The organism is Streptomyces sp. NBC_00353, assembly GCF_036108815.1.
Classification (GTDB): Bacteria; Actinomycetota; Actinomycetes; order Streptomycetales; family Streptomycetaceae; genus Streptomyces.
This window is the reverse complement of the sequence record NZ_CP107985.1, coordinates 3040787-3067729: the sequence shown is the minus strand read 5'-3', so window position 1 is coordinate 3067729 and position 26943 is coordinate 3040787. Positions and strand designations below refer to the sequence as shown.

At 71.3% G+C, this 26943-nt stretch carries 21 protein-coding genes and 1 pseudogene; 12 read left to right on the top strand and 10 right to left on the bottom strand.

The window, feature by feature from the left end; all coding sequences use genetic code 11:
- Positions 1–15: 15 nt before the first annotated feature.
- The 3 genes from tdh (at position 16) to OHA88_RS14030 (ending at position 3301) form a co-directional block, all read left to right on the top strand.
- Positions 16–1044, top strand: coding sequence for an L-threonine 3-dehydrogenase (gene tdh / locus OHA88_RS14040; RefSeq protein WP_328625770.1), 1029 nt, complete (start codon positions 16–18; stop codon positions 1042–1044).
- Positions 1045–1082: 38 nt separating this feature from the next.
- Positions 1083–2276, top strand: a complete 1194-nt coding sequence (locus OHA88_RS14035) for a glycine C-acetyltransferase (protein ID WP_267000598.1) — start codon at positions 1083–1085, stop codon at positions 2274–2276.
- Positions 2277–2386: 110 nt separating this feature from the next.
- Positions 2387–3301: a LysR family transcriptional regulator gene (locus OHA88_RS14030; protein WP_030974886.1), complete on the top strand. Its 915-nt coding sequence runs from the start codon at positions 2387–2389 to the stop codon at positions 3299–3301.
- Between the two features lie 166 nt (positions 3302–3467).
- Here the strand turns inward: OHA88_RS14030 and OHA88_RS14025 are convergent, their stop codons facing one another.
- Positions 3468–3962 (bottom strand): PaaI family thioesterase, encoded by a 495-nt coding sequence (locus OHA88_RS14025; RefSeq protein WP_328625769.1) that lies wholly within the window; start codon positions 3960–3962, stop codon positions 3468–3470.
- 94 nt (positions 3963–4056) lie between these two features.
- On the opposite strand from OHA88_RS14025, the gene OHA88_RS14020 reads away from it, so the two are divergent.
- On the top strand, positions 4057–4524 hold the full coding sequence (locus OHA88_RS14020; protein WP_328625768.1) for a winged helix-turn-helix transcriptional regulator: 468 nt from the start codon (positions 4057–4059) through the stop codon (positions 4522–4524).
- A 184-nt stretch (positions 4525–4708) separates the two neighbouring features.
- Here OHA88_RS14020 and OHA88_RS14015 read toward each other — a convergent pair whose 3' ends face one another.
- Positions 4709–5098: a VOC family protein gene (locus tag OHA88_RS14015; protein ID WP_328625767.1), complete on the bottom strand. Its 390-nt coding sequence runs from the start codon at positions 5096–5098 to the stop codon at positions 4709–4711.
- Positions 5099–5176: 78 nt separating this feature from the next.
- On the opposite strand from OHA88_RS14015, the gene OHA88_RS14010 reads away from it, so the two are divergent.
- Both OHA88_RS14010 and OHA88_RS14005 read left to right on the top strand, forming a co-directional pair.
- Positions 5177–5812: a nucleoside/nucleotide kinase family protein gene (locus OHA88_RS14010; RefSeq protein ID WP_328625766.1), complete on the top strand. Its 636-nt coding sequence runs from the start codon at positions 5177–5179 to the stop codon at positions 5810–5812.
- A 71-nt stretch (positions 5813–5883) separates the two neighbouring features.
- Complete coding sequence (locus tag OHA88_RS14005; protein ID WP_328625765.1) at positions 5884–7011, top strand: aminopeptidase P family protein; 1128 nt, start codon at positions 5884–5886, stop codon at positions 7009–7011.
- Position 7012: 1 nt separating this feature from the next.
- Here OHA88_RS14005 and OHA88_RS14000 read toward each other — a convergent pair whose 3' ends face one another.
- Together OHA88_RS14000 and treZ are read right to left on the bottom strand one after the other, a co-directional pair.
- Entirely contained in the window at positions 7013–8023 is a 1011-nt protein-coding gene (locus OHA88_RS14000) for an aldo/keto reductase (RefSeq protein ID WP_328625764.1), read from the bottom strand.
- A gap of 90 nt (positions 8024–8113) precedes the next feature.
- Positions 8114–9874 (bottom strand): malto-oligosyltrehalose trehalohydrolase, encoded by a 1761-nt coding sequence (gene treZ, locus OHA88_RS13995; RefSeq protein ID WP_328625763.1) that lies wholly within the window; start codon positions 9872–9874, stop codon positions 8114–8116.
- Positions 9875–10031: 157 nt separating this feature from the next.
- Here treZ and OHA88_RS13990 point away from each other — a divergent pair, with 157 nt between their 5' ends.
- A complete protein-coding gene (locus OHA88_RS13990; protein ID WP_267000582.1) occupies positions 10032–11402 on the top strand; it encodes a GH1 family beta-glucosidase in 1371 nt (456 codons plus the stop codon).
- Here OHA88_RS13990 and OHA88_RS13985 read toward each other — a convergent pair.
- The gene (locus tag OHA88_RS13985) at positions 11391–12617 is read right to left on the bottom strand and encodes an MFS transporter (RefSeq protein WP_328625762.1); all 1227 of its coding nucleotides are present in this window, start codon (positions 12615–12617) and stop codon (positions 11391–11393) included. The two genes, OHA88_RS13990 and OHA88_RS13985, sit on opposite strands and share 12 nt — an antisense overlap.
- A gap of 108 nt (positions 12618–12725) precedes the next feature.
- On the opposite strand from OHA88_RS13985, the gene OHA88_RS13980 reads away from it, so the two are divergent.
- The gene (locus OHA88_RS13980) at positions 12726–13856 is read left to right on the top strand and encodes an alpha-L-fucosidase (RefSeq protein ID WP_328625761.1); all 1131 of its coding nucleotides are present in this window, start codon (positions 12726–12728) and stop codon (positions 13854–13856) included.
- On the opposite strand, the gene OHA88_RS13975 is transcribed toward OHA88_RS13980, so the two are convergent.
- Positions 13828–14739, bottom strand: coding sequence for a GNAT family N-acetyltransferase (locus OHA88_RS13975; RefSeq protein WP_328625760.1), 912 nt, complete (start codon positions 14737–14739; stop codon positions 13828–13830). The genes OHA88_RS13980 and OHA88_RS13975 overlap by 29 nt on opposite strands.
- 178 nt (positions 14740–14917) lie before the next feature.
- Positions 14918–15877 (bottom strand): GNAT family N-acetyltransferase, encoded by a 960-nt coding sequence (locus tag OHA88_RS13970; RefSeq protein WP_326606310.1) that lies wholly within the window; start codon positions 15875–15877, stop codon positions 14918–14920.
- A gap of 211 nt (positions 15878–16088) precedes the next feature.
- Here OHA88_RS13970 and OHA88_RS13965 point away from each other — a divergent pair, with 211 nt between their 5' ends.
- Positions 16089–16682 (top strand): DUF1707 and FHA domain-containing protein, encoded by a 594-nt coding sequence (locus tag OHA88_RS13965; protein WP_267000574.1) that lies wholly within the window; start codon positions 16089–16091, stop codon positions 16680–16682.
- Positions 16683–16703: 21 nt separating this feature from the next.
- On the opposite strand, the gene lpdA is transcribed toward OHA88_RS13965, so the two are convergent.
- Positions 16704–18125, bottom strand: coding sequence for a dihydrolipoyl dehydrogenase (gene lpdA, locus OHA88_RS13960; protein WP_328625759.1), 1422 nt, complete (start codon positions 18123–18125; stop codon positions 16704–16706).
- Positions 18126–18224: 99 nt separating this feature from the next.
- On the opposite strand from lpdA, the gene OHA88_RS13955 reads away from it, so the two are divergent.
- Both OHA88_RS13955 and OHA88_RS13950 read left to right on the top strand, forming a co-directional pair.
- Positions 18225–19151, top strand: a complete 927-nt coding sequence (locus tag OHA88_RS13955) for a LysR family transcriptional regulator (protein ID WP_328625758.1) — start codon at positions 18225–18227, stop codon at positions 19149–19151.
- A 116-nt stretch (positions 19152–19267) separates the two neighbouring features.
- Positions 19268–20068 (top strand): annotated as a pseudogene (locus tag OHA88_RS13950) (cytochrome P450); the annotation flags it as partial.
- Positions 20069–20587: 519 nt separating this feature from the next.
- On the opposite strand, the gene treY reads toward OHA88_RS13950, so the two are convergent.
- Together treY and glgX are read right to left on the bottom strand one after the other, a co-directional pair.
- Positions 20588–22987, bottom strand: a complete 2400-nt coding sequence (gene treY / locus OHA88_RS13940) for a malto-oligosyltrehalose synthase (RefSeq protein ID WP_328625757.1) — start codon at positions 22985–22987, stop codon at positions 20588–20590.
- 161 nt (positions 22988–23148) lie between these two features.
- Positions 23149–25338 carry a glycogen debranching protein GlgX gene (gene glgX / locus OHA88_RS13935; RefSeq protein WP_328625756.1) on the bottom strand — a complete coding sequence of 730 codons (2190 nt, stop codon included), beginning with the start codon at positions 25336–25338 and terminating at the stop codon, positions 23149–23151.
- Positions 25339–25696: 358 nt separating this feature from the next.
- On the opposite strand from glgX, the gene OHA88_RS13930 reads away from it, so the two are divergent.
- Entirely contained in the window at positions 25697–26929 is a 1233-nt protein-coding gene (locus OHA88_RS13930) for an SAV2148 family HEPN domain-containing protein (RefSeq protein WP_267000566.1), read from the top strand.
- The last annotated feature ends 14 nt before the right edge of the window (positions 26930–26943 follow it).

Here is a 26943-nt window from a genome sequence, read left to right as displayed (position 1 = left end):
CAGGGAGCCGCAGCCGTGAAGGCACTCGTGAAGCAGAAGGCCGAGCCCGGGCTCTGGCTGATGGATGTTCCCGAGCCGGAGATCGGCCCCTCGGACGTGCTGATCAAGGTGCTCCGTACCGGCATCTGCGGGACCGACCTGCACATCCGCAACTACGACGGCTGGGCCCAGCAGGCTGTGAAGACGCCGCTCGTCCTCGGCCACGAGTTCGTCGGCGAGGTCGCCGCGATCGGCGCCGACGTCGTCGACATCACCGTCGGCAACCTGGTCAGCGGCGAAGGCCACCTGGTGTGCGGAAAGTGCCGCAACTGTCTGGCCGGACGCCGCCACCTGTGCCGCTCCACCCTGGGACTCGGCGTGGGCCGGGACGGGGCATTCGCCGAGTACGTCGCGCTGCCCGCCTCCAACGTGTGGGTGCACCGGGTCCCCGTCGACCTCGACATCGCCGCGATCTTCGACCCGTTCGGCAACGCCGTGCACACCGCGCTGTCGTTCCCGCTGGTCGGCGAGGACGTCCTGATCACCGGCGCCGGCCCGATCGGCATCATGGCCGCCGCCGTCGCCAAGCACGCGGGCGCCCGCAACGTCGTCATCACCGACGTCAGCGAGGCCCGGCTCGACCTGGCCCGGAGGGTCGGCGTCAGCCTCGCCCTCAACGTCGGCGAGCAGACCATCGCCGACGGTCAGCAGAAGCTCGGCCTGCGCGAGGGCTTCGACATCGGCCTGGAGATGTCCGGCCGCCCCGAGGCCATGCGCGACATGATCGCGAACATGACGCACGGCGGACGGATCGCCATGCTCGGACTGCCGTCCGAGGAGTTCGCCGTCGACTGGTCGCGCATCGTCACCTCGATGATCACGATCAAGGGGATCTACGGCCGCGAGATGTACGAGACCTGGTACGCCATGTCCGTGCTGCTGGAGGGCGGCCTCGACCTCGCCCCGGTGATCACCGGACGGTACGGCTACCGCGACTTCGAGGCGGCCTTCGACGACGCGGCGAGCGGACTCGGCGGCAAGGTCATCCTCGACTGGACCTCCTGACCACCCGTATCCAGCTATCGAGCCGGGAGACACCCCTCATGTTCGACTCCGTACGCGACGACATGCGCACCACCCTCGACGAGATCAAGGCCGCCGGACTCCACAAGCCCGAGCGCGTGATCGGCACCCCGCAGTCCGCGACCGTCGCCGTCACCGCGGGTGGCCGCCCCGGTGAGGTGCTCAACTTCTGCGCCAACAACTACCTGGGCCTCGCCGACCACCCCGACGTGATCGCCGCCGCGCACGAGGCGCTGGACCGCTGGGGCTACGGGATGGCCTCGGTCCGCTTCATCTGTGGCACCCAGGAGGTCCACAAGGAGCTGGAGCAGCGGCTCTCGTCGTTCCTCGGCCAGGAGGACACGATCCTCTACTCCTCCTGCTTCGATGCCAACGGCGGCGTCTTCGAGACCGTCCTCGGCCCGGAGGACGCGGTCATCTCCGACGCCCTCAACCACGCCTCCATCATCGACGGCATCCGCCTCTCCAAGGCCAAGCGGTTCCGCTACGCCAACCGCGACATGGACGACCTGGAGAAGCAGCTCAAGGAGGCGTCCGACGCCCGGCGCCGGCTCATCGTCACCGACGGTGTGTTCTCCATGGACGGCTACGTCGCCCCGCTGCGCGAGATCTGCGACCTGGCCGACCGGTACGACGCCATGGTCATGGTCGACGACTCGCACGCCGTCGGCTTCGTCGGCCCCGGCGGCCGCGGCACCCCTGAGCTGCACGACGTCATGGACCGTGTCGATATCATCACCGGCACCCTCGGCAAGGCGCTCGGCGGTGCGTCCGGCGGTTACGTCGCGGCCCGCGCCGAGATCGTCGCGCTGCTGCGCCAGCGTTCCCGCCCGTACCTCTTCTCCAACTCCCTCGCCCCGGTCATCGCGGCGGCCTCGCTGAAGGTCATCGACCTGCTGGAGTCCGCCGGTGACCTGCGCGAGCGGCTCAACGCCAACACCGCGCTCTTCCGTACCCGGATGACCGAGGAAGGCTTCGACATCCTGCCCGGCGACCACGCCATCGCCCCCGTCATGATCGGGGACGCGGCGAAGGCAGGCCGGATGGCGGAGCTGCTCCTGGAGCGCGGTGTGTACGTGATCGGGTTCTCGTACCCGGTGGTCCCGCAGGGCGCGGCACGCATCCGCGTGCAGCTGTCCGCCGCGCACTCCACGGACGATGTGAACCGTGCGGTGGACGCATTCGTCGACGCGCGGGCCGCACTGAGCGAGTAGCACCCCGCCGGAGGCCCGGGACCGGACGGTCCCGGGCCTCCGGCTGTCCCGGGCCTCCGCGCCCGCTCCCAGGGCCCGGACATCCCGCGGGACCTGGGACAATGGATCGCATGATCGATGCACGGCGGCTGCGTATTCTCCGTGCGGTGGCCGACCACCGCACCGTGACCGCGGCAGCCGCCGCGCTGTATCTGACCCCTTCCGCCGTCTCCCAGCAGCTCGCCGCGCTGGAACAGGAGACCGGCCACCGGCTGGTCGACCGCAGCGCCCGGGGCGTCCGGCTCACCGCCGCCGGCGAGATCCTGCTTACCCATACCAACGCGGTCCTCGCCCAACTGGAACGGGCGGAGGCCGAGCTCGCCGCGTACAGCGCGGGGGACGCCGGTACGGTCACGGTCGCCGCGTTCGCCACGGGCATCGGCCTGGTGCTCGCCCCCGCGATCGCCGAGCTGACGCTGACCGCCCCCGGCATCCGGGTCCGGGTCCAGGACGCGGAGGGCGACGCGAGCGTGCCGATGGTGCTCGACCGGCAGGTGGATGTGGCGGTCGCCGTCGAATACCGGGGCGCGCCCGACGAGGACGACCGGCGGCTGACCCGGGTACCGCTGTACTCGGAGCCGTTCGACGCGGTGCTGCCGGTGGGCCACCGGCTGGCCGGCCAGGACCAGGTGACGATCGCGGACCTGGAGAAGGACCCGTGGATCGGTCAGTATCCCGGCAACCCGTGCCATGACGTGGTGGTCCTGGCCTGCGAATTCGCCGGCTTCCAGCCGAGACTCGAGCACTCCTCGGACGACTTCCGGGCGGTGGTGGCGCTGGCCGGCGCGGGGGCCGGAGTGGCACTGGTGCCGAGGTGGGCGCTGCGCGGCATGGACCTTGCGGGCGTGGTGGTGCGGCCGGTGGAGGGCAGCGCACCGACCCGACGGGTGTTCGCAGCGGTACGGCACGGGGCGGAGGGCCACCCACTGATCAGACCGGTGCTCGATGCTTTGCGGGGGGCGGCCGTGCGGTTGCCCGCGGGCTGAATGGGGGTCCGCCTGCGGCGGACTCTGCCCTCGATCGCCGGACGGGCTCGCATCGCGTCGACCGCGTAGTCGCCGCCGACTTGCAGGCCCGCCACTTCGCGCGCCGCGTCGAAGTCCTCGCCCCGCCGCGCAGGACTCGGCCTAGGCCTCTGAAGCCCTCAGGGAGTCAGGTGGCCGGCAGCGGAAACAGCATGCATGTACTGGTGGCGTGAGCGAGGAGACGGTCCTTCTCGTCGAGGAGTCGGGCTTCGGCGAGGGCGGTGCGGCGGCCGCTGCTGATGACCGTGCCGACGGCCCGGATCCTGCCGGTGTCGACGGTGACGGGGCGCAGGAACTTCACGGTCAGGTCGAGCGAGGTGTACCCCATGCCTGGCGGCAGGGTGGACTGGACTGCGCAACCGGCGGCCGAGTCCAGCAGTGTGGCGTAGACCCCGCCGTGCACGCTGCCGATGGGGTTGTAGTGCTCCTCGCCCGGGACCAGCGAGAACACCACACGCCCGTGCTCGGCTTCGTCCAGAGTGAAGTCCAGGGTGGCGGCGATCGGAGGGCCGGGCAGCCGTCCGGTGGCGATCTCGCGCACGAACTCCAGACCCGTGGTCTGTCCGACGGCGGCCGCCGAGACCGCCGGATCTTCCCATTCGTATGTACGTGACCGTCCCATGCGGCTGATCCTCCTCGTCTGGCTTTGTTCGATGAAGCTAGCTCTCGGTGCAGCTGACTGTCAATTTCGAAGCCAGGCGGGCTACCATGACGGGATGAAGTGGCTGGAGATGAGCACGGAGAACTGCACGGTCCAGCGCACCCTCGACGTGGTCGGCGAGAAGTGGACGCTGCTGATCCTGCGTGACGCCTTCAACGGAGTGCGCCGCTTCGACGACTTCCGCCGGCATGTGGGGCTCTCGGAGGCGGTCCTGGCCGGCCGGCTCCGCAAGCTGGTCGCGGCCGGGGTCCTGCAGACCGTCCCGTATCAGGAGCAGGGCAGCCGGACCCGGCACGAATATCGCCTGACCCGCAAGGGCCGGGATCTGTGGCCCGTTCTCGTGGCGCTCAGGCAGTGGGGCGAGGCCTACGTCGCCGACGCCGAGGGGCCGGTCCTGGACATCCGGCACAGCGATTGCGGCGCCCCGGTGCAGGTCGTGGTCGAGTGCTCCAGTGAGCACGGCGCGCTCACCCCGGCCGAGGTCACGGTCCTGCCCGGACCTGCGGCCAGGCCTCGCGACTGAGTACCTGCAAGCGGGTTGATCCCTTCGTGGCGGTCGAAGGCGCCTGCATTCCGAGGGGCCGGTCCTCGCAAGGGCTCGATCCCATGTCGCCGGAGTCCGCGGCGGCAGCAACACCTCCCGGGGTGGCGGTCGCCCGTCCTTCTGTCGCCGCACCGGCACGAGCGAGATCGTCCTCCAGGCCGGCTCACGCGGGCTGCAGCAGGTCCCAGCGGTTGCCGTACAGGTCCTCGAAGACCGCGACCGAGCCGTACGGTTCGTGGCGCGGCTCCTCCAGGAAGCGCACTCCGGCTGCCTGCATCCGCGCATGGTCGGCCGCGAAGTCCTCGGTGTGCAGGAAGAAGCCGACCCGGCCGCCGGTCTGCGCGCCGACGCGGCTCTGCTGGCCGTCGTCCTTCGCGCGGGCCAGCAGCAGTCCCGTCCCCTCCGCCGCGCCGCGCGGCCGGACGACGACCCAGCGGGAGCCGTCCCCGCGGTCGGTGTCCTCCAGGAGTTCGAAGCCGAGGGCGTCCGTGTAGAAGGAGATGGCCTCGTCGTAGTCGCGGACGACCAGGGTGACCAGGGCGATGTGTGACATGGCGGTTCCTCGAGGGTACGGGGGTCGGTTATACGTAACACTACCGAGGGTGCCGCTCGTGCCGGAACAATGCGCCGCATGCAGACGAGTGACGTCGTTGAACTGTCGGCCCGCGCCCGCCGGCTCGCCGTCCCCGGCCGCCGCCGCATCCTCGGCATCGCGGGGCCGCCCGGCGCCGGGAAGTCCACGCTTGCCGCACGGCTGGTCGACGGGCTCGGCGGGCTCGCCGTCCTCGTCCCGATGGACGGCTTCCATCTCGCGCAGGCCGAACTGGACCGCCTCGGCCGCGCCGGCCGCAAGGGCGCCCCCGACACCTTCGACGCCGCCGGATACGCCGCCCTGCTCCGACGCCTGCGCACGCCCGGGGATCAGGGGCCGGTCTACGCCCCCGTCTTCGACCGAGCCCTGGAGGAGCCGATCGCCGGGGCCGTTCCCGTATCCCCGGACATCCCGCTCGTCGTCACCGAGGGCAACTACCTCCTCCATGACGACGGGCCGTGGGCGCCGGTGCGCCGACTGCTCGACGAGGTCTGGTTCCTGGATCTCGACCCGGACGTCAGGGTTCGCCGACTCGTCGACCGCCATGTGCGGTTCGGCAAGCCCCGGCCGTACGCCGAGCGCTGGGTCGCCGAGTCGGACGAGACCAATGCCCGGCTCGTCGACCGTGGCCGGGACCGCGCCGACCTCGTCGTGCGTCTGCGACCCGCCGTCTGACCCGCACTCGCGCCTGTCCCCGCCGCCGGGCAGGATGCTGTGTGCCGTATCGCTTCGCCAGGAGGTTCCGCATGTCCAGCCCGAACCAGCCCGTGCCGTTCACCGCCGAGGACTACCGGGCGAGGATGGCGCGGGCCGCCGAGTCCGCCGCCGAAGCCGGGCTCGCAGGCGTCCTCGTCGCACCGGGCCCGGACCTCGTCCACCTCACCGGCTACCGGCCCGTGAACACCGAACGCCTCACCCTCCTCGTCCTCAGGGCGGGCGAGGACCCGGTGCTCGTCGTCCCCACCCTGGAGGCGCCGGACGCCGAGCGGGCGGTCGGCTCCCCGGCCCTGACCCTGCGCGACTGGACCGACGGCAAGGACCCGTACGCCGTGGCCGCCCCGCTGCTCGACGCGGACGGCCGGTTCGGGATCAGCGACAACGCCTGGGCGATGCATCTGCTCGGGCTGCAGCAGTTCCTCCCCGGCACCTCGTACGTCTCCCTCACCGAGGCCCTGCCGATGCTGCGGGCGGTCAAGGACGCGGCCGAGCTGGAACGGCTCGCCGCGGCGGGGGCCGCCGCCGACGCCACGTACGAGGAGATCCTGAAGGTCCGCTTCTCCGGCCGCAAGGAGACCGACGTCGCCGCCGATCTCGCCGCACTGCTCAAGCAGTTCGGACACTCGCAGGTCGACTTCACCGTCGTCGGCTCCGGCCCGAACGGCGCCAACCCGCACCACGAGGCGGGCGACCGCACCATCGAGCGCGGCGACATGGTGGTACTCGACTTCGGCGGCCTCAAGCACGGCTACGGCTCCGACACCTCCCGCACGGTCCATGTCGGCGAACCCACCGCCGAGGAGCAGCGGGTGCACGACATCGTGCGGGAGGCGCAGGAGGCCGGCTGCCGCGCCGTCCGGCCCGGCATCGCCTGCCAGGAGATCGACCGGGCGGCCCGCGCCGTCATCACCGAGTTCGGTTACGGCGAGCGCTTCATCCACCGCACCGGCCACGGCATCGGCGTCACCACCCATGAACCCCCGTACATGATCGAGGGCGAGGAGCAGCTGCTGGTGCCCGGGATGTGCTTCTCCGTGGAGCCCGGGATCTATCTGCCGGGCCGGTTCGGCGTGCGCATCGAGGACATCGTGACCGTCACCGACGACGGCGGGCGGCGGCTGAACACGACCGCGCGCGACATGGCAGTCGTCGAGTAGTTCACGAGCCGCCGCGGTTGCTGAGACGCTCCAGGGTCGCGTACGGATACGGCAGCGGGCGCGCGCTCGCTCCGTCGAGCCGCGCCGCCTGCTCGGCCGTCAGTTTCCAGCCCACGGCGCCGAGATTGTCGGTCAGCTGCCCGACCGTACGGGCCCCGATGATGGGGGCGGTGACTCCCGGCCGTCCGAGGAGCCAGCGCAGCGCGACCTGGGCGGGTGTGCGGCCGGCCTCCTCGGCGACGGCGACGACGGCGTCCACGACTCCCCAGGTCTCCTCGTTGTCCCGGAGCCGCCAGTCGTCGCTCCCGTTCTCCTGCCGGACGGCGGCGCGGGAGCCGGCGGGCGCCTCGGTCATGCCGCGCCGGTACTTGCCGGACAGCCAGCCGCCGTCCAGCGGGGACCACGGGATGATTCCGACGCCCTCCTGGACGCTCAGCGGGGCCAGCTCCCACTCCACCTCGCGGTGCAGCAGGTTGTAGAGCGGCTGGAGGCACACGTACGGCGTCCAGTCGCGCCGGCTCGCGAGGTCCAGGGACTTCTGGAGCTGGGAGGGGGCGAGATTACTCGCGCCGAGATAGCGGACCTTGCCGGACTTCACCAGCGTGTCGAGCGTGGCGAGGGTCTCCTCGATCGGCGTCGTCGCGTCCCACAGATGGGTCTGGTACAGGTCGATGTACTCCGTGTTCAGGCGGCGCAGACTTGCCTCGACGGCGGAGAGGATGTGCTTGCGGCTCAGCCCCCCGTCGTTCGCGCCGTCGCCCATCCGACCCCACACCTTGGTCGCGATGACGAGATCGTCGCGGTTGCGGCCCTTCAGCCAGCGGCCGAGCACCTCCTCCGAGCCGCCGCGGTCGTACATGTCCGCGGTGTCGATGAAGGTGCCGCCCGCCTCGGTGAACGTGTCGAGAACGCGGTGGGCGGCCGCTTCGTCGCCCGCCCTGGTGAACGTCATGGTGCCCAGGCACAGTTCGCTGACCTGGAGTCCGGTCCTGCCGAGAAATCGCTGCTTCATGGCGCCGACCGTACGAGGTGAAGCGCACACGAAGGCAAGAGGTCTAGACGGCTCACGTGTCTCGTTCCGTGTCCCGTGGTGCGCGCCGCGTCAGTCGTCGGCGAGTACCACGCTCGACTCCGGCGGCAGATGCAGCAGCCCGTCCGCGTCCGGCGCCGCCACCGGTTCCCAGGCGGCCAGCACCCTGCCCATGCCGGTCCGGTTCCGTCCGCCGCCGAGCGGGATCGTGGCCGGCTTCTCGTCGAGGTTGACCGCGATCCGCAGGTCGCCCCTGCGGTACGCCAGCCAGCGCCCCTGTTCGTCGTGGGCGGTCTTCACCGCGGCCAGATCCGGATCCGACAGATCGGGCATGGTGCGGCGGAGCGCGATCAGTTCGCGGTACCAGGCGTGGAGGCGGGCATGCGGTTCGCGTTCCGGTTCGGTCCAGTCCAGGCAGGAGCGGTTGCGGGTGGCGGGGTCCTGCGGGTCCGGGATGTCGTCCGCCGCCCAGCCGTGCGCCGCGAACTCCCGCCGCCTGCCGTTGCGTACCGCCTCGGCGAGCGCCGGATCGGTGTGGTCGGTGAAGAACTGCCAGGGTGTGCGGGCACCCCACTCCTCTCCCATGAACAGCATCGGGGTGAACGGGCCGGTCAGTACCAGCGCCGCCGCGCAGGCCAGCAGACCGGGGGAGAGCGTGACGGAGAGCCGGTCGCCGAGCGCCCGGTTGCCGATCTGGTCATGGGTCTGCGCATAGCCGACGAAGCGGGTTGCCGGGGTGCGGACGGTGTCGACGGGGCGGCCGTGCGTGCGGCCGCGAAAGCCGGAGTACGTGCCGTTGTGGAAGAAGGCGCTGGTCACGGTCTTGGCGAGGGCGGCCAGCGGGGCGGTGGCGAAGTCGGCGTAGTAGCCCTGGGACTCGCCGGTCAGGGCCGTGTGCAGGGAGTGGTGGAAGTCGTCGTTCCACTGGGCGTGCAGACCGATCCCGCCCTCCGCGCGCGGCGTCGTGGTGCGCGGGTCGCAGAGGTCGGACTCGGCGATCAGGGTCAGTGGACGGCCGAGTTCCGCGGCGAGTGCGTCGACCGCCGTGGACAGCTCCTCCAGGAAGGTGAGGGCCCGGGTGTCGGCGAGTGCGTGGACGGCGTCGAGCCGCAGTCCGTCGAGCCGGAAGTCGCGCAGCCAGCCGAGCGCACTGCCGAGCAGATACGCGCGGACCTCGTCCGAGCCGGCGGCGTCGAGGTTGACCGCGGCGCCCCACGGCGTGTGATGGGTCTCGGTGAAGTACGGGCCGAACGCCGGGAGGTAGTTGCCGGACGGGCCCAGGTGGTTGTGGACCACGTCGAGTACCACCGCGAGACCGAGCCCGTGCGCCGTGTCGACAAAGCGCTTCAGTCCCTCCGGGCCGCCGTACGGTTCGTGCACGGCCCACAGCGACACCCCCTCGTACCCCCACCCGTGAGTGCCGGGGAACGGGCAGACGGGCATCAGGGACACATGCGTGATGCCCAGCTCGGCGAGGTGCGGCAGGCGCGCCGCGGCGGCGTCGAAGGTGCCCTCCCCGGTGTACGTACCGATGTGCAGCTCGTACAGGACGGCGCCCGGCAGCCCGCGTCCCGTCCACGCGGCGCGCCAGGGGTACGCCCCCTGGTCGACGACGGCGCTCTCGCCGTCCGGGCCGTCGGGCTGGCGGCGTGAACGCGGGTCGGGCAGCACGGGGCCGTCGTCGAGGACGAAGCCGTACCGGTCGCCGTCCGCGGCCTCCGCATCGGCCGTCCACCAGCCCGTTCGTACTCCGTCACGCGTCATCGGCCGCAGCGCGCCCGCCAGTCGCAGGCCGACCGAGTCCGCCTCAGGTGCCCATACCTCGAACAGCATGCATCGCTCCTCGTCTCGTCGCCTCGGCCCCATGGTCGGCAGAAGTCGCGATCACCGGCCCACGACACTGGATCGAGCCCATTACTGGCGATTAAGGTCTGGTTCTGATCATTGCCCTGCCAGGTTCTGCTCATACGTACGGCTGCTGGAGGCCGAGATGACTGTGCCGACGTTCCCGCCGGGATTCCTCTGGGGAGCCTCCGCCTCCGCTTTCCAGACCGAAGGAGCGGCCGACGCCGACGGCAAGGGCCCCTCGGGCTGGGACGCCTTCGCCGCCCAGCCGGGACGGATCAAGGACGGCACCGACACCAGCCGCGGCACCGGCTTCCACGAGCGTTACCGCGAGGACGTCGCCCTGCTGGCCGGCCTCGGCGCCGACGCCTTCCGGTTCTCCGTCAGCTGGCCGCGCGTGGTGCCGGGCGGCAGCGGAGCCGTCAACCCGGCAGGGCTCGACTTCTACGACCGGCTCGTCGACGAACTCTGTGCCCACGGCATCACCCCGGCCCCCACCCTCTACCACTGGGACACCCCGCTGCCGCTCGACGAGGCGGGCGGCTGGCTGAACCGGGACACCGCCTACCGCTTCGCCGAGTACGCGGGCATCGTCGCCGAGCGGCTCGCCGACCGCGTACCCATGTGGATCACCATCAACGAACCCGCCGAAGTGACCATGCTCGGCTACGCGTTGGGCGAGCACGCCCCGGGCCGCACCCTCCTCTTCGACGCGCTGCCCGCCGCCCACCACCAGCTCCTCGCCCACGGTCTGGGCGTCCGCGCGCTGCGGGCGGCCGGCGCCACCGAGATCGGCGTCGCCGTCTCGCACACCCCAGTCTGGACCGCGGGGGAGTCGGAGGAGGACCGGTTCGGCGCCGAGCTGTACGACACCCTCACCAACTGGATGTTCGCCGACCCGATCCTCACCGGCCGCTACCCCGACGAGAACTTCGCCGCGCTGATGCCCGGACCGGTCGAGGACGACCTCAGGACCATCTCCACCCCGCTCGACTGGTACGGGGTCAACTACTACAACCCCACCCTCGTCGGCGCCCCGAGGGCGGACGCCCTCGAAACGTTCTCCGGCTTCGGGATGCCCGCCGAACTCCCCTTCGGTATCCGGGAGATCGAGGGATACGAGAAGACCGACTTCGGCTGGCCCGTCGTCCCCGACGGACTGCGCGAAACCCTCGTCCAGCTGCAGGCCCGCTACGGCGACCGGCTCCCTCCCCTGTACATCACCGAGAACGGCTGCGCCGTCGACGAGGCCGTCACCGACACCCGCCGGATCGCCTTCCTCGAAGGCCACCTGGGCGCGCTGCGCACCGCGATCGACGCAGGCGTCGACGTCCGCGGCTACTTCACCTGGTCGCTGACCGACAACGTCGAGTGGATCGAGGGCGCCAGCAAGCGCTTCGGCCTCGTCCACATCGACTACGAGACGCTGCGCCGGACCCCCAAGGAGTCGTACGCCTGGTACCGCGACGTCATCCGCAGCCAGAAGGCCGCACGGCCCGCGGAGTCAGCGGACTGACCTGATCCGCCACACCAGCACCCCGCCCACCACCGTCACCACGGTGGACGCCAGGTACAGCCCCGCGTAGCCACCCGCGTACGCCACGATCGGCGCGGCCAGCGCCGGACCGAGCACCTGGGGAGCCGAGTTGGCGACATTGATCACCCCCAGGTCCTTGGCCCGGTCCTCGGCCGCCGGCAGGACCTGGGTGATCAGCGCCTGGTCGACCGCCACATAGATCCCGTAGCCGAGCCCGAGCAGCACCGCCGCGCCCATCGCCGCCGGCCAGGTGTGCCAGAACGTCAGCAGCAGCGAACCCACCGCCATCACCATCGAACAGAAGCTGACCATCATCTTCCGCTTGCCCAGCCGGTCCGAGACGATGCCGCCCGCCACCGCCGTCAGCACCACACCGCCGGTGTAGAGCAGCGTCAGATACAGCACACCCATGTCCGGGTCCGGGTAATGCACCGCGTCCTTGAGGAAATACAGCAGATACAGCGTGCCGATCGCATTGCCCAGCTGGACGAGGAACCGGGTCAGCCACGCCCAGCCGAAGTCCGGATGCAGCCGCGGACTCACCCAGAAGTCCCTCAGCCGCACCGCCGGCCCCGGAATCCCGGGCACCGCCGGATCGCGTGTCAGCAGCACGAACGGCACCGCACACAGGACCACCAGACCCGCCAGCATCAGATACCCCGAGGCGATACCGGTCACCACCACCGACACCAGCAGCACGCCGAGGACCAGTCCAAGTGTCTGCGGTATCCCGATGAACCCGGACACCGCCGCCCGCTGCCGCACCGGCACCTGGTCCGGCACCACCGCGTTCGTGCCCGCCAGCATCGCGTTCAGCCCCAGCTGCGCCAGACACCAGCCGAGGGCCACCCCGACCACGGTGGTCTGCGCCGCCGTGACCACCAGACCGACCGCACCCACCAGCGCCCCGCCCACGATCCACGGGTGACGGCGCCCGAACCTCCCGCCGGTCCGGTCCGACAGCGCACCGGCGACCGGGTTGGCGACCACCGCGACCAACGCCCCGACACCGGTCGCCCAGCCGAGCGCCACCTCTTTGCCGGACGTCGTCAGATCGTCGATCTGCTCGGCGAGCAGCACCTGGATCGGAGTGAGGAAAGCCATGTACAGGCCCAGGTTGGCCAGCACCAGACCACTGATCCAGCCGCCGCCGACGCGGGACTGCGGTTCCGTTCGGGTGTCGTCCACGGTCATCGGCCGCTCGCCATCAGCTCGGTCGTGCGCGTAGCCATCACGGTCGGAGGTGCCCCGGAGGTGCCCGGATCTTACGAACGCCCCCCTGAGTGATCAATACTTCGCGCCATGGTTGCTTCGTGGTGGTCCCGGGCCCAGCTGGGGATCTTTGTGCACTGGACACCCGCGTCCGTACCGGGCTGGGCCCCGCCGTACGTTCCCGCGGACCGATTGCCCCTCGCGGGCCGCCGTACGCCGCTCGGCTGGACGTCGTACGCCGAGTGGTACGAGAACGCGCTCCGCTTCCCCGGCAGCCCCGTCTCCGCCCATCACCGGGCGACCTACGGGACCCGCCCGTACACCGCCTTCGGCCAGGACTTCAACGACGCCCTGGAGGGCTGGGACCCGGCGGCCTGGGCCCGCAGCTTTCGCGCCGCGGGCGCCCGCTACGCCGTCCTCGTCACCAAGCACCACGACGGCTTCTGTCTCTGGCCGTCCGAGGTCCGCAACCCGCACCGGACCGGCTGGCACACCACTCGCGATGTGGTCGGCGAGTTCGCCGAAGCGGCCCGGGCCGAGGGCCTGCGGTTCGGGGTCTACTACTCCGGCGGACTCGACTGGACCTTCGACGACCGGCCCATCGGCACCGGTGCGGACATGGTCTCTGCCGTGCCGCGCGGCAGCTACCCCGCGTACGCCGCCGCCCAGATGCGCGAACTGATCCGCCGCTACCGGCCCGACATCCTGTGGAACGACATCGCCTGGCCGGGGTCGCGCGCCGATGTGCAGCGGCTCATCGAGTACTACCGCTTCACCGTCCCGAACGGCGTCGTCAACGACCGGCTGTTCCCCCGCGCACCGCTGTGGAGCGCGTTGCGACTGCCCGGCGCCAAGCCCCTGTACAACCGGTGGGAGCGCCGCACGATCGCACAGGGCGAGGGCTTCGTGCCGCGCAAGCCCCCGTACTACGACTTCCGCACACCCGAATTCGCCCGCTACATCGGGCCGGACCCGTACGAGATCACCCGGGGCATCGACCACAGCTTCGGCTACAACCGCAACTCGCCGCCCGACGCCTTCCTCAGCCGCACCGCGCTGACCGCGCTGGTGACCGGGACGGCGGCCGCGGGCGGCAACCTGCTGCTCAATGTGGGGCCGCGCGGCGAGGATGCGACCATCCCCGCCGCGCAGCAGCTCCGCCTCGACTGGCTGGCGGAACTCACCCCGGACCTCACACCAGATGGATGCGTTCCTGTATGACCCGATGGCCGGCCCGGGCGAACGCGGCCGCCATCGGCGCATTGCCCAGGTCGGTGGCGCCCGCGATGAACTCGGCGCCCTCGGCCGCCAGGAAGTGCGTGCACTCGACGAGCAGGTCGTACCCGTAGCCGTGGCCGCGCTGTTCGGGTACGACGCCGATGAAGCCGATGCACGGACCGCCCGGGTTACGGGCCGGCACATGGATGCCGGCCACCTCGCCGTCGGGGGTGTACGCCAGCTGCCACCAGGAGCGCGGCGAGGGGCACCAGTGGAAGAAGTCGAGCTCCTCCTGCGCCGCCTGCTCCAGTCCGCCGGGGCCCTCGATGGCCCGCCGGGCGTGCGCGTCCAGCGTGACGGAGTGGACCCGGCGCAACACATCCAGGATCACCGTGTCGTCCGGCTCCGGGCGGAACGTGAGCCGCCCGGGCCGCTCGGGCAGCCCGCACTCCGGCGTCCACTCGTACCGGTACCGCTCCACCAGCGGCTCCATACCGGCCGCGCGCGCGGCGGCGATCCTCGCCCCGGCGGCGGCCGTGACATCGGGCCGCTCCCGCCAGTCGGCGGGCAGCATCAGCTCGTACTCGGCGTACAGCGCCGCACGGCGCAGCAGTTCGCTGCCCGCCTCGTCCTCGCCGTCGGCGAAGTCGAACCAGTTGAGCAGCACCGGCTCGGTGTCGTCGGGCCCCGACCACCAGGCCGCCCTGGCCACGACGACACCGTCGCGCAGAGCGATCCAGGTCCACTCGGGGCGGTACTCGCCGCCCTCGCCCACCGTGGCATAGCTGTGGCCGAAGGCGGCGCGGCCGACGAGACCGGGGTCCTGCAGGGTGTGGAAAAGATGTGCGTCGCTCTCGGTGAGCGCGCGAACGACCAGATCGGTCATGGAAAAAGTCCTCCGGAAGAAGCGATGCGCTCCCGGTCAGACCGAAACCGAAACCGCCCGGCGAACGGGACGGGAGCGCGGGAATGAAGTGGTACTGGTACGCACTGTTCTCGCCTCCTTCCTCGATCCTCGGGCGGGTGACCACCGTAACCGGCACCGCGGCGCACGGTCCACCGATTTATGCCGGGTCCCAGATCATGTTGAACGCCCGCTCGAAGTTGACGTACCCCAGGCGCTCGAACGACTTCGCCATCGGCACATTGCCGAGGTCCGTCGCGGCCCGGATCCGCTCCACGCCGTCCTGCGCGGCGAGCACCCGGGTACCCTCGGCGAGCAGCTCGTCGATATGGCCGCGACCGCGCTGCGCCGGCACCACACCGATGTACGCGATGATCGGGTTGTAGCTGTTGCGAGCCGGGATCACGAACCCGACCGGCTCACCGCCGGGGAGTTCGGCGATCCGCCACCACTCCCGCGGGGTGGTGTACTCCGCGAGCTCCTCGTCGTAGTGCTTCTCCGCCGCCTTGCGCGCGGACAGCCCCGACGCGAGGTCCTCCTGACCGTGTGCGTCGAGGGTGCCCTCCATCACCGGGGTCATCAGCGCGAGCAGATCCTCGCGCCCGGCCACCGGACGGAAGCGCAGCCGGCCGGTGTCGGCCGGGACCGGCGTACCCGCCCGCCACTCCAGGCGCAGCCGCTCGACCAGCATCCGCGCACCGGTGCGCTCCATCACCCGGATCCGGGCCTCGACGATGTCGCGGGCCACCGGGTCCTCGCGCCAGTCCGGCGGTACGAAACGTCCGTACTCCGGCCGCGGGACCCCGGCGGGAACGACGGCCGCCGTCGCCGCCTCCAGCAGCAGCAGACCTGTCTCGGTGCGCTCGGGCTCGGGCAGCGCGTCGTCGACGTCGAAGAAGTCGAGCGCCAGCGGTACGTCTCCGCCCTGGCTCCACCAGCCGGCCCGCGCCACCACCCGGTCGCCGCGCAGCGCCACCCACAGCCACTCCGGGCGGCGGCGCCCGGCGGCGAGGTCGTCGGCCAGTTCGTGGTCGAGGACGTACGACAGGCGGCGGAAGAGCCCGAGTTCGTCGGGCCCGGTGAGCGGACGGACGGTCAGCTCCAGTGGTGCAGGGGTCACCAAGTCTCCAAATCTATTTGAGGCGTGCCGGCCATTCGGCGCTCACGGCACGCGGCGGCAGACAGTAGCAACGTTCGCCGGACACCGCCCCGACTTTTTCGGCACGGGCGTTCCGCGCAGCCGTTCCGCACAGCCGTTCCGCGCAGGTCAGGCGGGCGGAAAGCGGGCTTCTTCTGGACACTCCGGGGCGGTCGGCCCGACAATCGGTCCTGTGACGTCCTCCTTCGAGTTCCACACGTATCCCGCGCGGGTCTCCGACGCCCAGCGCGACCGTGTTCTCGGTGTGCTCAGAGAAGGCGCGGCCCAGGGCAAGCTGTCCCATGACACGTTCATGCGGCGCATGGAACTGGCCCTGTCCGCCCACCGCTCGGAGGAGCTGGAGGCACTCACCGCCGACCTGCGGACCGAAGGCCGTTGGACACGAGGGCTGTTCCAGGTGGTGGGCGCGGTCTCCGGGTTCCCCGCTCGGGTGCGCAGGGCCTGGCAGGCCGAGCGGCTGCCGAAGCTGCTGCTGCCCGCGCCCACCCCGTACCCCGTGCTCATCGGCCGCGACCCGGCGAACGGACTGCGGCTCACCCACGAGACCGTCTCGCGGATGCACGCCGAACTCACGGTTCAGGGCGGCCGATGGATCCTGCGCGACCTCGGCTCGACCAACGGCACGTGTGTGAACGGGCAGCGGGTGACCGGGGCGGTGTCGGTGCGCGACGGGGACCAGGTGAGCTTCGGGCGGATCACCTTCCGGCTCTCCGCGCCCGTACTCAAGCCGCCCGAGTCCCCGGGGATTCCGGGGCGTCCGGTCTGACGCCGACGGGACAGCCGCGGATCAGGCCTGTTGGTGGAGGCCGCGTCCGGCGAGGGTGAGGAAGGCCTCGCCGACCGCCTCGGAGAGCGTCGGATGGGCATGGACGTGGTGCGCCACATCGGACGGTTCGGCATCCCAGCCGACGATCAACTGACTCTCCGCGATCATCTCGGAGACGTTCGGACCGACGAGATGGACGCCGAGGACCCGCCCGCCCCGCTCGGCGACGACCTTCACCATGCCGCCCTGACCATGCACCATGCCCTTGGCGACGGCGGTCAGCGGCATGGTGTTCACGGCGACCTCGTGCCCGGCGTTTCGGGCCTCCGCCTCGGTCAGGCCCACCGAGGCGGTCTGCGGGGACGAGTACGTGACCCGGGGGACCGCGGCGTAATCCACCGCCGGCGAGGAGAGCCCGGCCAGCGCCTCGGCGACCAACAGGCCCTCGGCGAACGAGGCGTGGGCCAGTCCGAGGGACGGCGGCGGCAGCAGATCGCCCACCACATGGATCCCGGGAACGGCGGTCTCCAGCCGCGTCCGGTCGGCCGGTGCGACACAGCCCCGCTCGTCGGTCGCCAGACCGGCCGCCGCGAGCCCGAGCCCGTCCGTCACCGGGACCCGCCCGACCGCGACGAGCAGCCGTTCGGCCTCCACGGTCCGGGTCTCACCGCGTGATGTACGCACGGCGGCACGTATCCCGTCGTCCAGTACCACCGCCTCCAACAGCCGCGCCTCCACCTGCACATCGACGCCGCGCTTCTTCAGCCCCCGCGTCAGATGCCGTGACACATCGACATCCTCCAGGGGCAGGAGCCGGGCGGCGGCCTCCACCAGCGTGACCTCGGCGCCCATCGACCGGTGGAACGACGCGTATTCGACGCCGATCGCCCCACCGCCCAGCACCAGTACGGACTGCGGCAGCCCCGGGGCGAACAGTGCGTCGTCGCTGGTGACGACGCGACGGCCGTCGGCGGTCAACCCCGGCAGCATGCGCGGCCGGGACCCCGTCGCGAGAACGATGCCGCGGCGTACGCCGATGTCCCCGTGCCCGGCGACGCGGGCAGTGCGCCGTCCGGTCAACTCGGCGCTGCCGTACACCACGTCCACACCCGCACGGGTCAGATGGCCTTCCACGCCCTTGTGGTTGCGGGAGACGATGTCGTCCCGGGTGGCGACCAGTGCCGACCAGTCCACCGAGTCGAGGGTCGCCTTCACCCCCCACCGCTCGCGCGCCTCCGCGATGCCGTCGACGAGTTCCGCGGCGTGGAGCATCGCCTTGCTGGGGATGCAGCCGCGGTGCAGACACGTACCGCCGACCTTGTCGCGCTCGGCGAGGGTCACCTTCAGCCCGAGGGAGGCGGCCCGCAGAGCGGTGGAGTAGCCACCGGTGCCACCGCCGATCACCAGTACATCCGTCTCGCGCACAGTGCTTGTCGTCGTCATGGCCTCAGCCTCCGCCCCCTCGGAGCCATGAGTCCAAGGCAATGTATATGTTGACCCGATGCACAGTGTTTATGGCAACGGCCCCCGAGGGAGGGAGCGATGAGTCTGCGGCAGATGGAGTACTTCCTCACGGTCGTGGAGGAGTCGTCGTTCACGCGGGCCGCCGAACTGCTCCATGTCACGCAGCCCGCGCTCTCCCACCAGATCAAGGCCCTGGAGAAGACGGTCGGCGGCGCCCTCCTCGAACGACTGCCGCGCGGTGTCCGGCTCACCCCGATGGGCCGCGCCTTCCTGCCCCACGCCGAACGGTCGGTGCGCAGCGCCGCCCAGGCCCGGCGCGCGGCCCTCGCCGCCGCGGGCGCGGAGGGCGGTGAACTGCACATCGCGACCGTGCACGCGGTGGCCGTCGGCATCCTCCCCGACGTCTTCGCCCGCTGGCGCGACGCACACCCCGGAGTAGGACTGGTCCTCCACGAGTACGCCACCACCGAGGCCCTGGACGATCGGATCGAACGCGGCACCGCCGATCTGGCGGTCGGCCCGCCGCCCGCCCACTGGCCGGGTCCCGTGGTCCCCATCGGCGAGGAGGAGATCGTCCTGGTGGTCCCGTTCGACGACCGCCTCGCGGGCCGCACATCGGTACGCCTCCCCGAGCTGGCCGACCGCCCATGGGTGCGCTGTGCCATGGAACCGGTCGTGCAGGGCCAGGCCATCCTGGACTGGGCCTGCACCCGGGCGGGCTTCACACCCCGTACGGCGGTGCGGACCGAACACACCTCGACAGCGGTACGGATGGCGGCGGCGGGCGTCGGCGTCGCGACGGCCCCCGCACACATGGTACGGGGCGCGGTGGGCGAGGACTGCGCGGTCCTGACGGTGGACCCGCCGTGGCGGCGGCAGCTCGCGGTGTTCTCCCGAGTGGAGCTGACGGGTGCCGCGGCGGCGTTCACGGAGCTGCTGCGGGCGGGCTGGGTGCACCCGGCGAAAGCCGGCTCCCACCATTGCGGATGGGGGCACGGTCGGTAACCGCTCCCCGCCCCTCCTTCACCCGAATGGCCGCACCGCCACTGTAGTGAGTACGCCGCGATGGTCCCCTGAATTCATCCGCGCCGTACCGCGGCGCACCGATCCAGGGGGTACGGATGCCGGCTGATGCCCCCGACGGCATACCTGTGCCCGCAGCGCGCCTCGGCCGCCGCGCCGCCCGGCCCGGCACCGGCCCGAGCCTCCTCGCCCCCGGCGCCGCGCACGATCCGTACCGGCTCTACCGCGTGCTGCGCGAGGAGTACCCGCTCAGCTACGACGCACTCCTCGGCGCCTGGCTGCTCGGCCGGCACGCCGATGTGACCACCGCCCTCACCGACCCGCGGTTCACCGGCTTCCCGCACGACGGGGCACCCCGCGGCGGACCCGCGCCGCGCGGGCTCTGCCACGGCAGCATGCTCTGCCAGCCCTGGCCGCAGGACATCGCGAGGGCGGCAGCGACCGCCCCCCGTCACCTCACCGAGCGCGTCGAGCGGACCGCCTACGTCCTCGCCCGCCGCATCGCGGGGCGGCAACAGGCGGACCTCGTGGCGGAGTTCTGCCGCTGGCTGCCCGTCGGCGGCGGTGCGTACCCGGACCTGGGCCCGCTGCCCCGCAACGCCGCCACAGCCCCCTGCACCCGGCAGACCGGCCTCCGCGAAACCGCGCTCGCCTCCTTCCTCGCCAATGTGCTGGACGACCCCGACCTCCTGGCCGCCCTGCGCGTCGAACCCGCCCTCGCCCACCGCGCCTGGACCGAATCGCTGCGCCGCGACCCTCCCGTGCAGTTCGTGCTGCGCCGCACCGTCGCCGAGGTCCGGGTCAGCGGCGGCATGCTCCCCGCCGGTGCACCCGTCGCCTGTCTGATCGGTGCGGCGGGCCGCGACCCGGAGCGGTACGCGTCACCCGACCTCTTCGACCGTTCCTGGGCAGTGAGCAGGAGTGAGTCCTGACTCACCGGCGCGCCCCGAACGGTCTTGGGCGCACTGGTCCTCCGCTTTCGCATCCCGGTCGGCGACGCATATCCCGTATGCGGTCCGTCCCAAGTGGGCGGCATCCCTACGACCTGGCCAAATGGGCGTAGCCAGAGGCGACGGGGAGGCCCCGCACCATCTCGCTGGTGACACGGGGGCCCCGACCGCTGACGCCACACCCGGCGTCCCAGATCGCACTGAGAACGCTACGCACACCTCGCCAGCCATGCCCACAGACCGTCACACCATTCACTCAATCGTGCCCATGTTCGCCAAAATGAGGTGCTGGCCCAGCAGTTGCGAACCCCTTCCGCCGCGACCAGGGCACGTCCACGGCCGGACCGGAGTCCTGCCCGGCCGTCCTGCTCGGCCGGCTGGAGGCCGAGCAGGGACTGGGCGCCCTGCTCGACGCCATGCCCCGGCTCCGCTGGGCGGACGGGTTCCGCCCGGCCGGCACCGGCTTGATCACCCGCGGTCCGCGGATCCTTCTCGTCCGGCCCGGCTGAGGAGCGCCACCGGCCGCTCGGCGAACAGTTCGGCCACCGCGACCGCACCCCCGGAGAACTCCCGGCCCGGCGTCAGCAGATCGGTCCACGTGCCGTCGCCGGGCAGCGTCAGCTCCGTCCCGCGCCAACCGCCCGCCCCGGCCAGCCGCAGGGACAGCCTGGTCACCGCCGTGACCACCTCGCCCGAGCGGCAGAAGGCCAGACAGTGCGCGGCCGCCGGACCCTTCGCGGTCAGCGGGGTGTATGTTCCTGATTCGCCGAAAAGCTCCGCCCGTTCGCGCCGCAGCCGGAGCGCCGCCACCGTGAGCGCGGCCTTTTCACTGACGGGCCCGTCCTCGGGCGGCCGCCGGAACGGCTGCCGGTTGTCCGGGTCGACCAGGGCGGCGTACTCCAGCTCCGTCCCCTGGTACAGGTCCGGCACACCCGGCATCGTCAGCTGAACCAGCGCCGCGCCGGCGATGTTGGCCCGTGCGAACGGTTCGAGCGCGGCCGCGAACCGCTCCAGCACCGCCCGCGCCGGGCCGGTGCCGGCGGCCGGTCCCGCCGCGACGAAATCGCTCACCGCACGCTCGTACACCGGATCGGGCTCGGTCCAGCTGGTGAAAAGTCCCGCCTCCCGAACCGCCTTGAGCAGTGCGGGTTCGAGCCTGCCCGCTCTCTCCGCGGCCGGCAGCCCCGCGCAGCCGAACGCCGTCTGCCAGGCCTGCCAGGCCAGCTGCGGATCGGGTGCGGTCGCCGTCGGCGCCGCCCGCCCGAGCTCCGCCAGCAGCTCCGACCACTGCTCCGGGCACTCCGACAGCACCGCGATGCGGGCCCGCACATCCGCACTGCGCTTGGTGTCATGGGTCGTCAGCGCCGTACCGGTGGCGGGCCAGTCGCGCGCCAGCCGGGCAGAGAACGCATGGAACTCCTCCGGGGCCACCGCCGGGGACCCGGGATCACCGCCCACCTCGGTCGCCGAGATCAGTGGCGCGTACCGGTAGAACGCCGTGTCCTCGACCGACTTGGCCCGCAGCGCGGACGCGGTCTGCGCGAACCGCGCGCAGAACGCTGCCCGGTCCGGCCCGTCACCGAGCCGCCCGAGCGCCAGATCCCGCACCACATCGACGGCCGTCGCCTCCTGCGGCACGGAGAACACCGCTCTGGCCTCCCGTACGGCCGTGTCCGGCAGCGTCGCCTCCGCCGCCGCCGTGCAGGGCCCGCCGGCGGTGACGTACGGACGGTAGACCGGAACCCGGACGAGCAGTTCGCGCACGGCGGTGTGCAGCGCCCAGGGGGCGTGGTCGCGCAGCGCGGGGTCCTCGGCGCAGATGCGTACGGCGAGCCTGGTCAGGTGTTCGGTCTCGGCGGCCAGCTCATGCGTCACCACTCGGTACGCGGCCCGGCGGACCGTCGCCGCCCAGTAGCCGCCGCGGTCCCCGGCCGGACTCGCGAACTCCCGGTACCTGCCGGCCAGCTCGGCGGCGCCCACCGGATCGATGAACAGCCCGTCGACCCGGTGCAGGGAGTCGTACCCGGTCGTCCCGGCGACGGCCCAGCCCGCCGGCAGCGGCTCGGCGCCGGTGAGGATCTTCTCCACGACCGTCCACCGTCCACCGGTCGCCTCGCCGAGCCGCTCCAGATAGGCGGCGGGATCGGCGAGTCCGTCCGGATGGTCGACGCGCAGCCCGTCGATCACACCGTCCCGGACCAGTTCGAGGATCTTGTCATGGGTGGCGGCGAAGACCTCGGGGTCCTCGACCCGCACCCCGATGAGGTCGGAGATGGTGAAGAACCGCCGGTAGTTCAGCTCGGTACGGGCCAGCCGCCACCAGCCGAGCCGGTAGTGCTGCGCATCCAGCAGCTTCGTCAGCGGCATACCGGCGGTGCCGGTCCGGAGCGGGAACTCCTGCTCGCCGTAGTGCAGCACCTCCCCGTCGACCCGGAACCGGTCCCTCTCGTCGTTGATCCGGCCGCCGAGCACCGGCAGCAGCACCTTGCCGCCGCCCGCCGCCCAGTCGATGTCGAACCAGCGGGCGTAGGGGGACCCGGGGCCCTCGCGCAGGACCTCCCACAGCGCGCGGTTGTGCCGGGGAGCAGCGGCCATATGGTTCGGCACGATGTCCAGCACCAGCCCGAGCCCGTGCTCCCGCGCCGTGCGAGCCAGCTGCCGCAGCCCCTCCTCACCGCCGAGCTCGGCCCGGACACGGCTGTGGTCGACGACGTCATAGCCGTGTGTGGAGCCGGGCACGGCTTCGAGAACCGGGGACAGATGCAGATGGGAGACGCCGAGCGCGGCGAGATACGGCACCGCGTGCCCGGCGGCCGAGAACGGGAAGTCGGGCTGGAGCTGAAGCCGGTACGTGGCGGTAGGCGTCATACGAACGTACGTACCCAGCCTGACGCCGACTGTGACACCGCACCCGCCCCATCCATCCGGATGAGCGGTCATCACGGAGCGGCCCGGGTGCCCCCGTCACCGCTCTCTCATCCCCCCAGGGGCTCTCGTTCGGATCATGCCGCATCGGAAGGAGAAAGGCCCTAAGCCGGACGCTGCAGCACCGCCATGCTCCGCCCCACCAACGTCACCCGCTCGCCCGCCGCCACCTTCGGCCCCGCCCCCGGCCGTACCCCGTCCGGGCTGGCCGTGTCGACCACGATCGACCACTGCCGCCCATGGTTCACCGGAACGGCGAACTCCAGCGTGTCGGCGCTCGCGTTGAACATCAGCAGGAACGAGTCGTCGGAGATCCGCTCACCGCGCGGCCCCGGCTCCGAGATCGCGTGCCCGTTCAGAAAGACCGTCAGCGCCTTGGCGTGCGCCGCCTGCCAGTCCCGCTGTTTCATCTCACTGCCTTCGGGCGTGAACCAGGCGATGTCGGAGAGTTCGTCGTGCGTGCCCTCCACCGGCCGCCCGTGGAAGAACCGGCGACGCCGGAAGACCGGGTGGTCGCGACGGAGCCAGACCATCGCCCGGGTGAACTCCAGCAGAGTGCTGGCGGAGACGGAGCCCGCCCCGCCGTCGTCCTCGGCCCCGTCCCCGGTCCCGTCCCCGTCCTCGCTCTGGGCGCCGGCCTTGCGCGGCTCCGGCCAGTGCACCCACGACAGCTCGTTGTCCTGGCAGTACGCGTTGTTGTTGCCGCGCTGCGTGCGTGCGAACTCGTCGCCGTGACTCAGCATCGGCACCCCCTGCGACACCATCAGCGTGGCGATGAAGTTCCGCATCTGCCGCTCGCGCAGCCCCAGCACCTCCGGCTGGTCAGTCTCGCCCTCCACGCCGCAGTTCCACGACCGGTTGTGGCTCTCGCCGTCCCGGTTGGCCTCACCGTTGGCGTCGTTGTGCTTGTCGTTGTACGAGACCAGGTCGTGCAGGGTGAACCCGTCGTGGCAGGTGGTGAAGTTGATCGAGGCGAGCGGCCGTCGGCCGTCGTCCTGGTAGAGGTCCGAGGAGCCGGTCAGCCGCCCCGCGAACTCGGCGAGGGTCCGCGGCTCGCCGCGCCACAGGTCGCGCACGGTGTCCCGGTACTTGCCGTTCCACTCGGTCCACAGCGGCGGGAAGTTCCCCACCTGGTAGCCGCCCTCACCCACGTCCCACGGCTCGGCGATCAGCTTCACCTGGCTGACCACCGGGTCCTGCTGCACCAGGTCGAAGAACGACGACAGCCGGTCCACCTCGTGGAACTGCCGGGCCAGCGTGGCCGCCAGATCGAAGCGGAAGCCGTCCACATGCATCTCGGTCACCCAGTACCGCAGCGAGTCCATGATCAGCTGCAGCACGTGCGGCGACCGCATCAGCAGCGAGTTGCCGGTGCCTGTGGTGTCCATGTAGTACCGCTGGTCGTCCGCGAGCCGGTAGTACGAGGCGTTGTCCAGTCCCCGGAACGACAGCGTCGGCCCCAGATGGTTGCCCTCCGCGGTGTGGTTGTAGACGACGTCGAGGATGACCTCGATACCCGCCTGGTGCAGCGCCCGTACCGCCTGCTTGAACTCGCTCACCTGTTCACCGCGGTCGCCGCGGGAGGCGTACGCGTTGTGCGGGGCGAAGAAGCCGATGGTGTTGTAGCCCCAGTAGTTGGCGAGCCCCGCGTCCGCCAGCCGGTGGTCCTGGACGAACTGGTGCACCGGCATCAGCTCGATCGCCGTGACACCGAGCTCCGTCAGATGTGCGATGACCTCCGGGTGGGCCAGCGCCGCGTAGGTGCCGCGCAGCTCCTTCGGCAGTCCCGGATGGAGCATGGTCAGGCCCTTCACATGGGCCTCGTAGATCACCGTGCGGTGGTAGTCCGTACGGGGCCGTCGGTCGTCGCCCCAGTCGAAGTACGGGTTGACCACCACCGACGTCATGGTGTGCGGCGCGGAGTCGAGGTCGTTGCGTGCGTCGGGGCGGCCGAACGGATAGCCGTACACCGCCTCGCCCCACCGGATCTGTCCGGAGACCGCCCGCGCGTACGGATCGAGCAGCAGCTTCGCCGAGTTGCAGCGGGTCCCGTGCTGAGGCTCGTACGGTCCGTGCACCCGGAACCCGTACCGCTGCCCGGGCATCACCCCGGGCAGATAGGCATGGCGGACGAAGGCATCGGTCTCTCTCAGCTCCACCGCCGTCTCGGAACCGTCGTCGTGCAGCAGGCACAACTCGATTCTGTCGGCGGCCTCCGAGAAGACCGCGAAGTTGGTGCCGACGCCGTCGTACGTGGCACCGAGGGGATACGCCTGTCCCGGCCAGACCTGCATAGATATGACTCTTCCACTTCTGATCCGGGTGCTGGGGGCACTTGGGACCGACCCGGCCAGATCTTCCCCGAAAGAGTGCCCCGCACCTAGGACGTCGCCCGGTCCTGTCAACATCGGTCCTCTCGGTGTCGCCCGGAACCGGAATCCGAGAACCTGACCGGGGCACACGTCCGGTATGCGGCACCTGACGGGGTGCCCAATCACCGTGAATCCGCTCACTCCGGCAGATCTTGCTATCGGGAACAGGCTTTAGTCATGGGGGAGTTGGGAAAGGAGCCTGTGCATCCGGCTGCACCGGCTCCCGCTCCCGGAGTACCCTTCCTTGATCATTGGTGGGGGAGCGGAAGGCGGTGCGCGGGTGAGCTCGGGAGGGTTCGAGCTGCCCCCAGGTGACGCAGGTCACGAGGGGGAATCCGTCGACGCCCCGCCCGGGGCGGTATCGCTTGCGCAGCCCATGGAGATCGGCGCCGAACTGGACTGGGGCGCGGATGCCTGGAGCGAGGTCCGGACCCGGGCCCAGCGCGCCGGGCGGGCCTACATCTGGCTGAATCTCGTGGAACAGCGGCTGCGCGCCGTTGTCGCCGCGGTGCTGCGGCCCATCTACGAACCGGTGCACGGCGACGACTGGGTGGTCGCCGCCGCGGGGCCCGCCGGGCAGGAATGGGTGCAGCGCGCCGTCGCCGTGCGCGAGGTCTCCCGCCGCAAGGGATATCTTCTCGACCCGGCCGACGACAATGTGCTCAGCTTCCTCACGCTCCCGCAGCTGCGGGAGCTGATGATCCAGCACTGGCCGTGCTTCGAGCCGTACTTCGACGACCGGCGCGATGTCGAGCTGGCGCTCGACGAACTGGAGGTCGCCCGCAATGTGGTCTCCCGCAACCGCGCACTGAACGAGGCAGTTCTCGCCCAGGCCGAGCGCGCCTCGGCGCGGCTCCTGGAGATCCTCGGCAGCGGCGCGGCGGTGCCGTCCGCCGACCGGCTGCCGGTCGACGCCGTCGAGGAACTGGTCGGCGACCGCTACGCGGATGTGGTCTCCATCCACCCCGACCGGGTCCGGCTGCAGCGCCAGCTCCCCGCCGAGGACCTCTTCGGCGGCTCGCGCCGCCTCGACGCGATCGGCATAGGCCTCAATCTGCTGGTGCAGAACTTCTCCGGCCGCAGGCTCGTCCGGCTGGCCGAATCGGGCTGCCGGATCCGGCTGCTCTTCATCAACCCGGCGAGCAGTGCGGTCAAGCGCCGCGAGCGCGAACTGGGCCTCAAGAAGGGCGAGCTGAGCCGGTCCGTGGAGATGAACATCCTCCATATGCGCCGGGTCCGTTCCAAGCTCCGCGACCCGGGCGCCTTCGAGATCCATGTCTTCGACGAGACGCCGCGCTTCACGGCCTATCTGGTGGACGGTGACGGGGCGGACGCGGTGGGCGTCGTCCAGCCGTATCTGCGGCGCGCACGCGGCATGGAGGCGCCGGTGCTGGTGCTGCGGGGCGGAGGCCGGGCGGTGGTCCGCGCGGGGCAGGACAACGAGCACGGGCTGTTCGAGACCTACCGCGAGGAGTTCGAGTCCGTGTGGACGGACTCCCGCCCCGTCTCCTGAGCCAACCGCCTGAG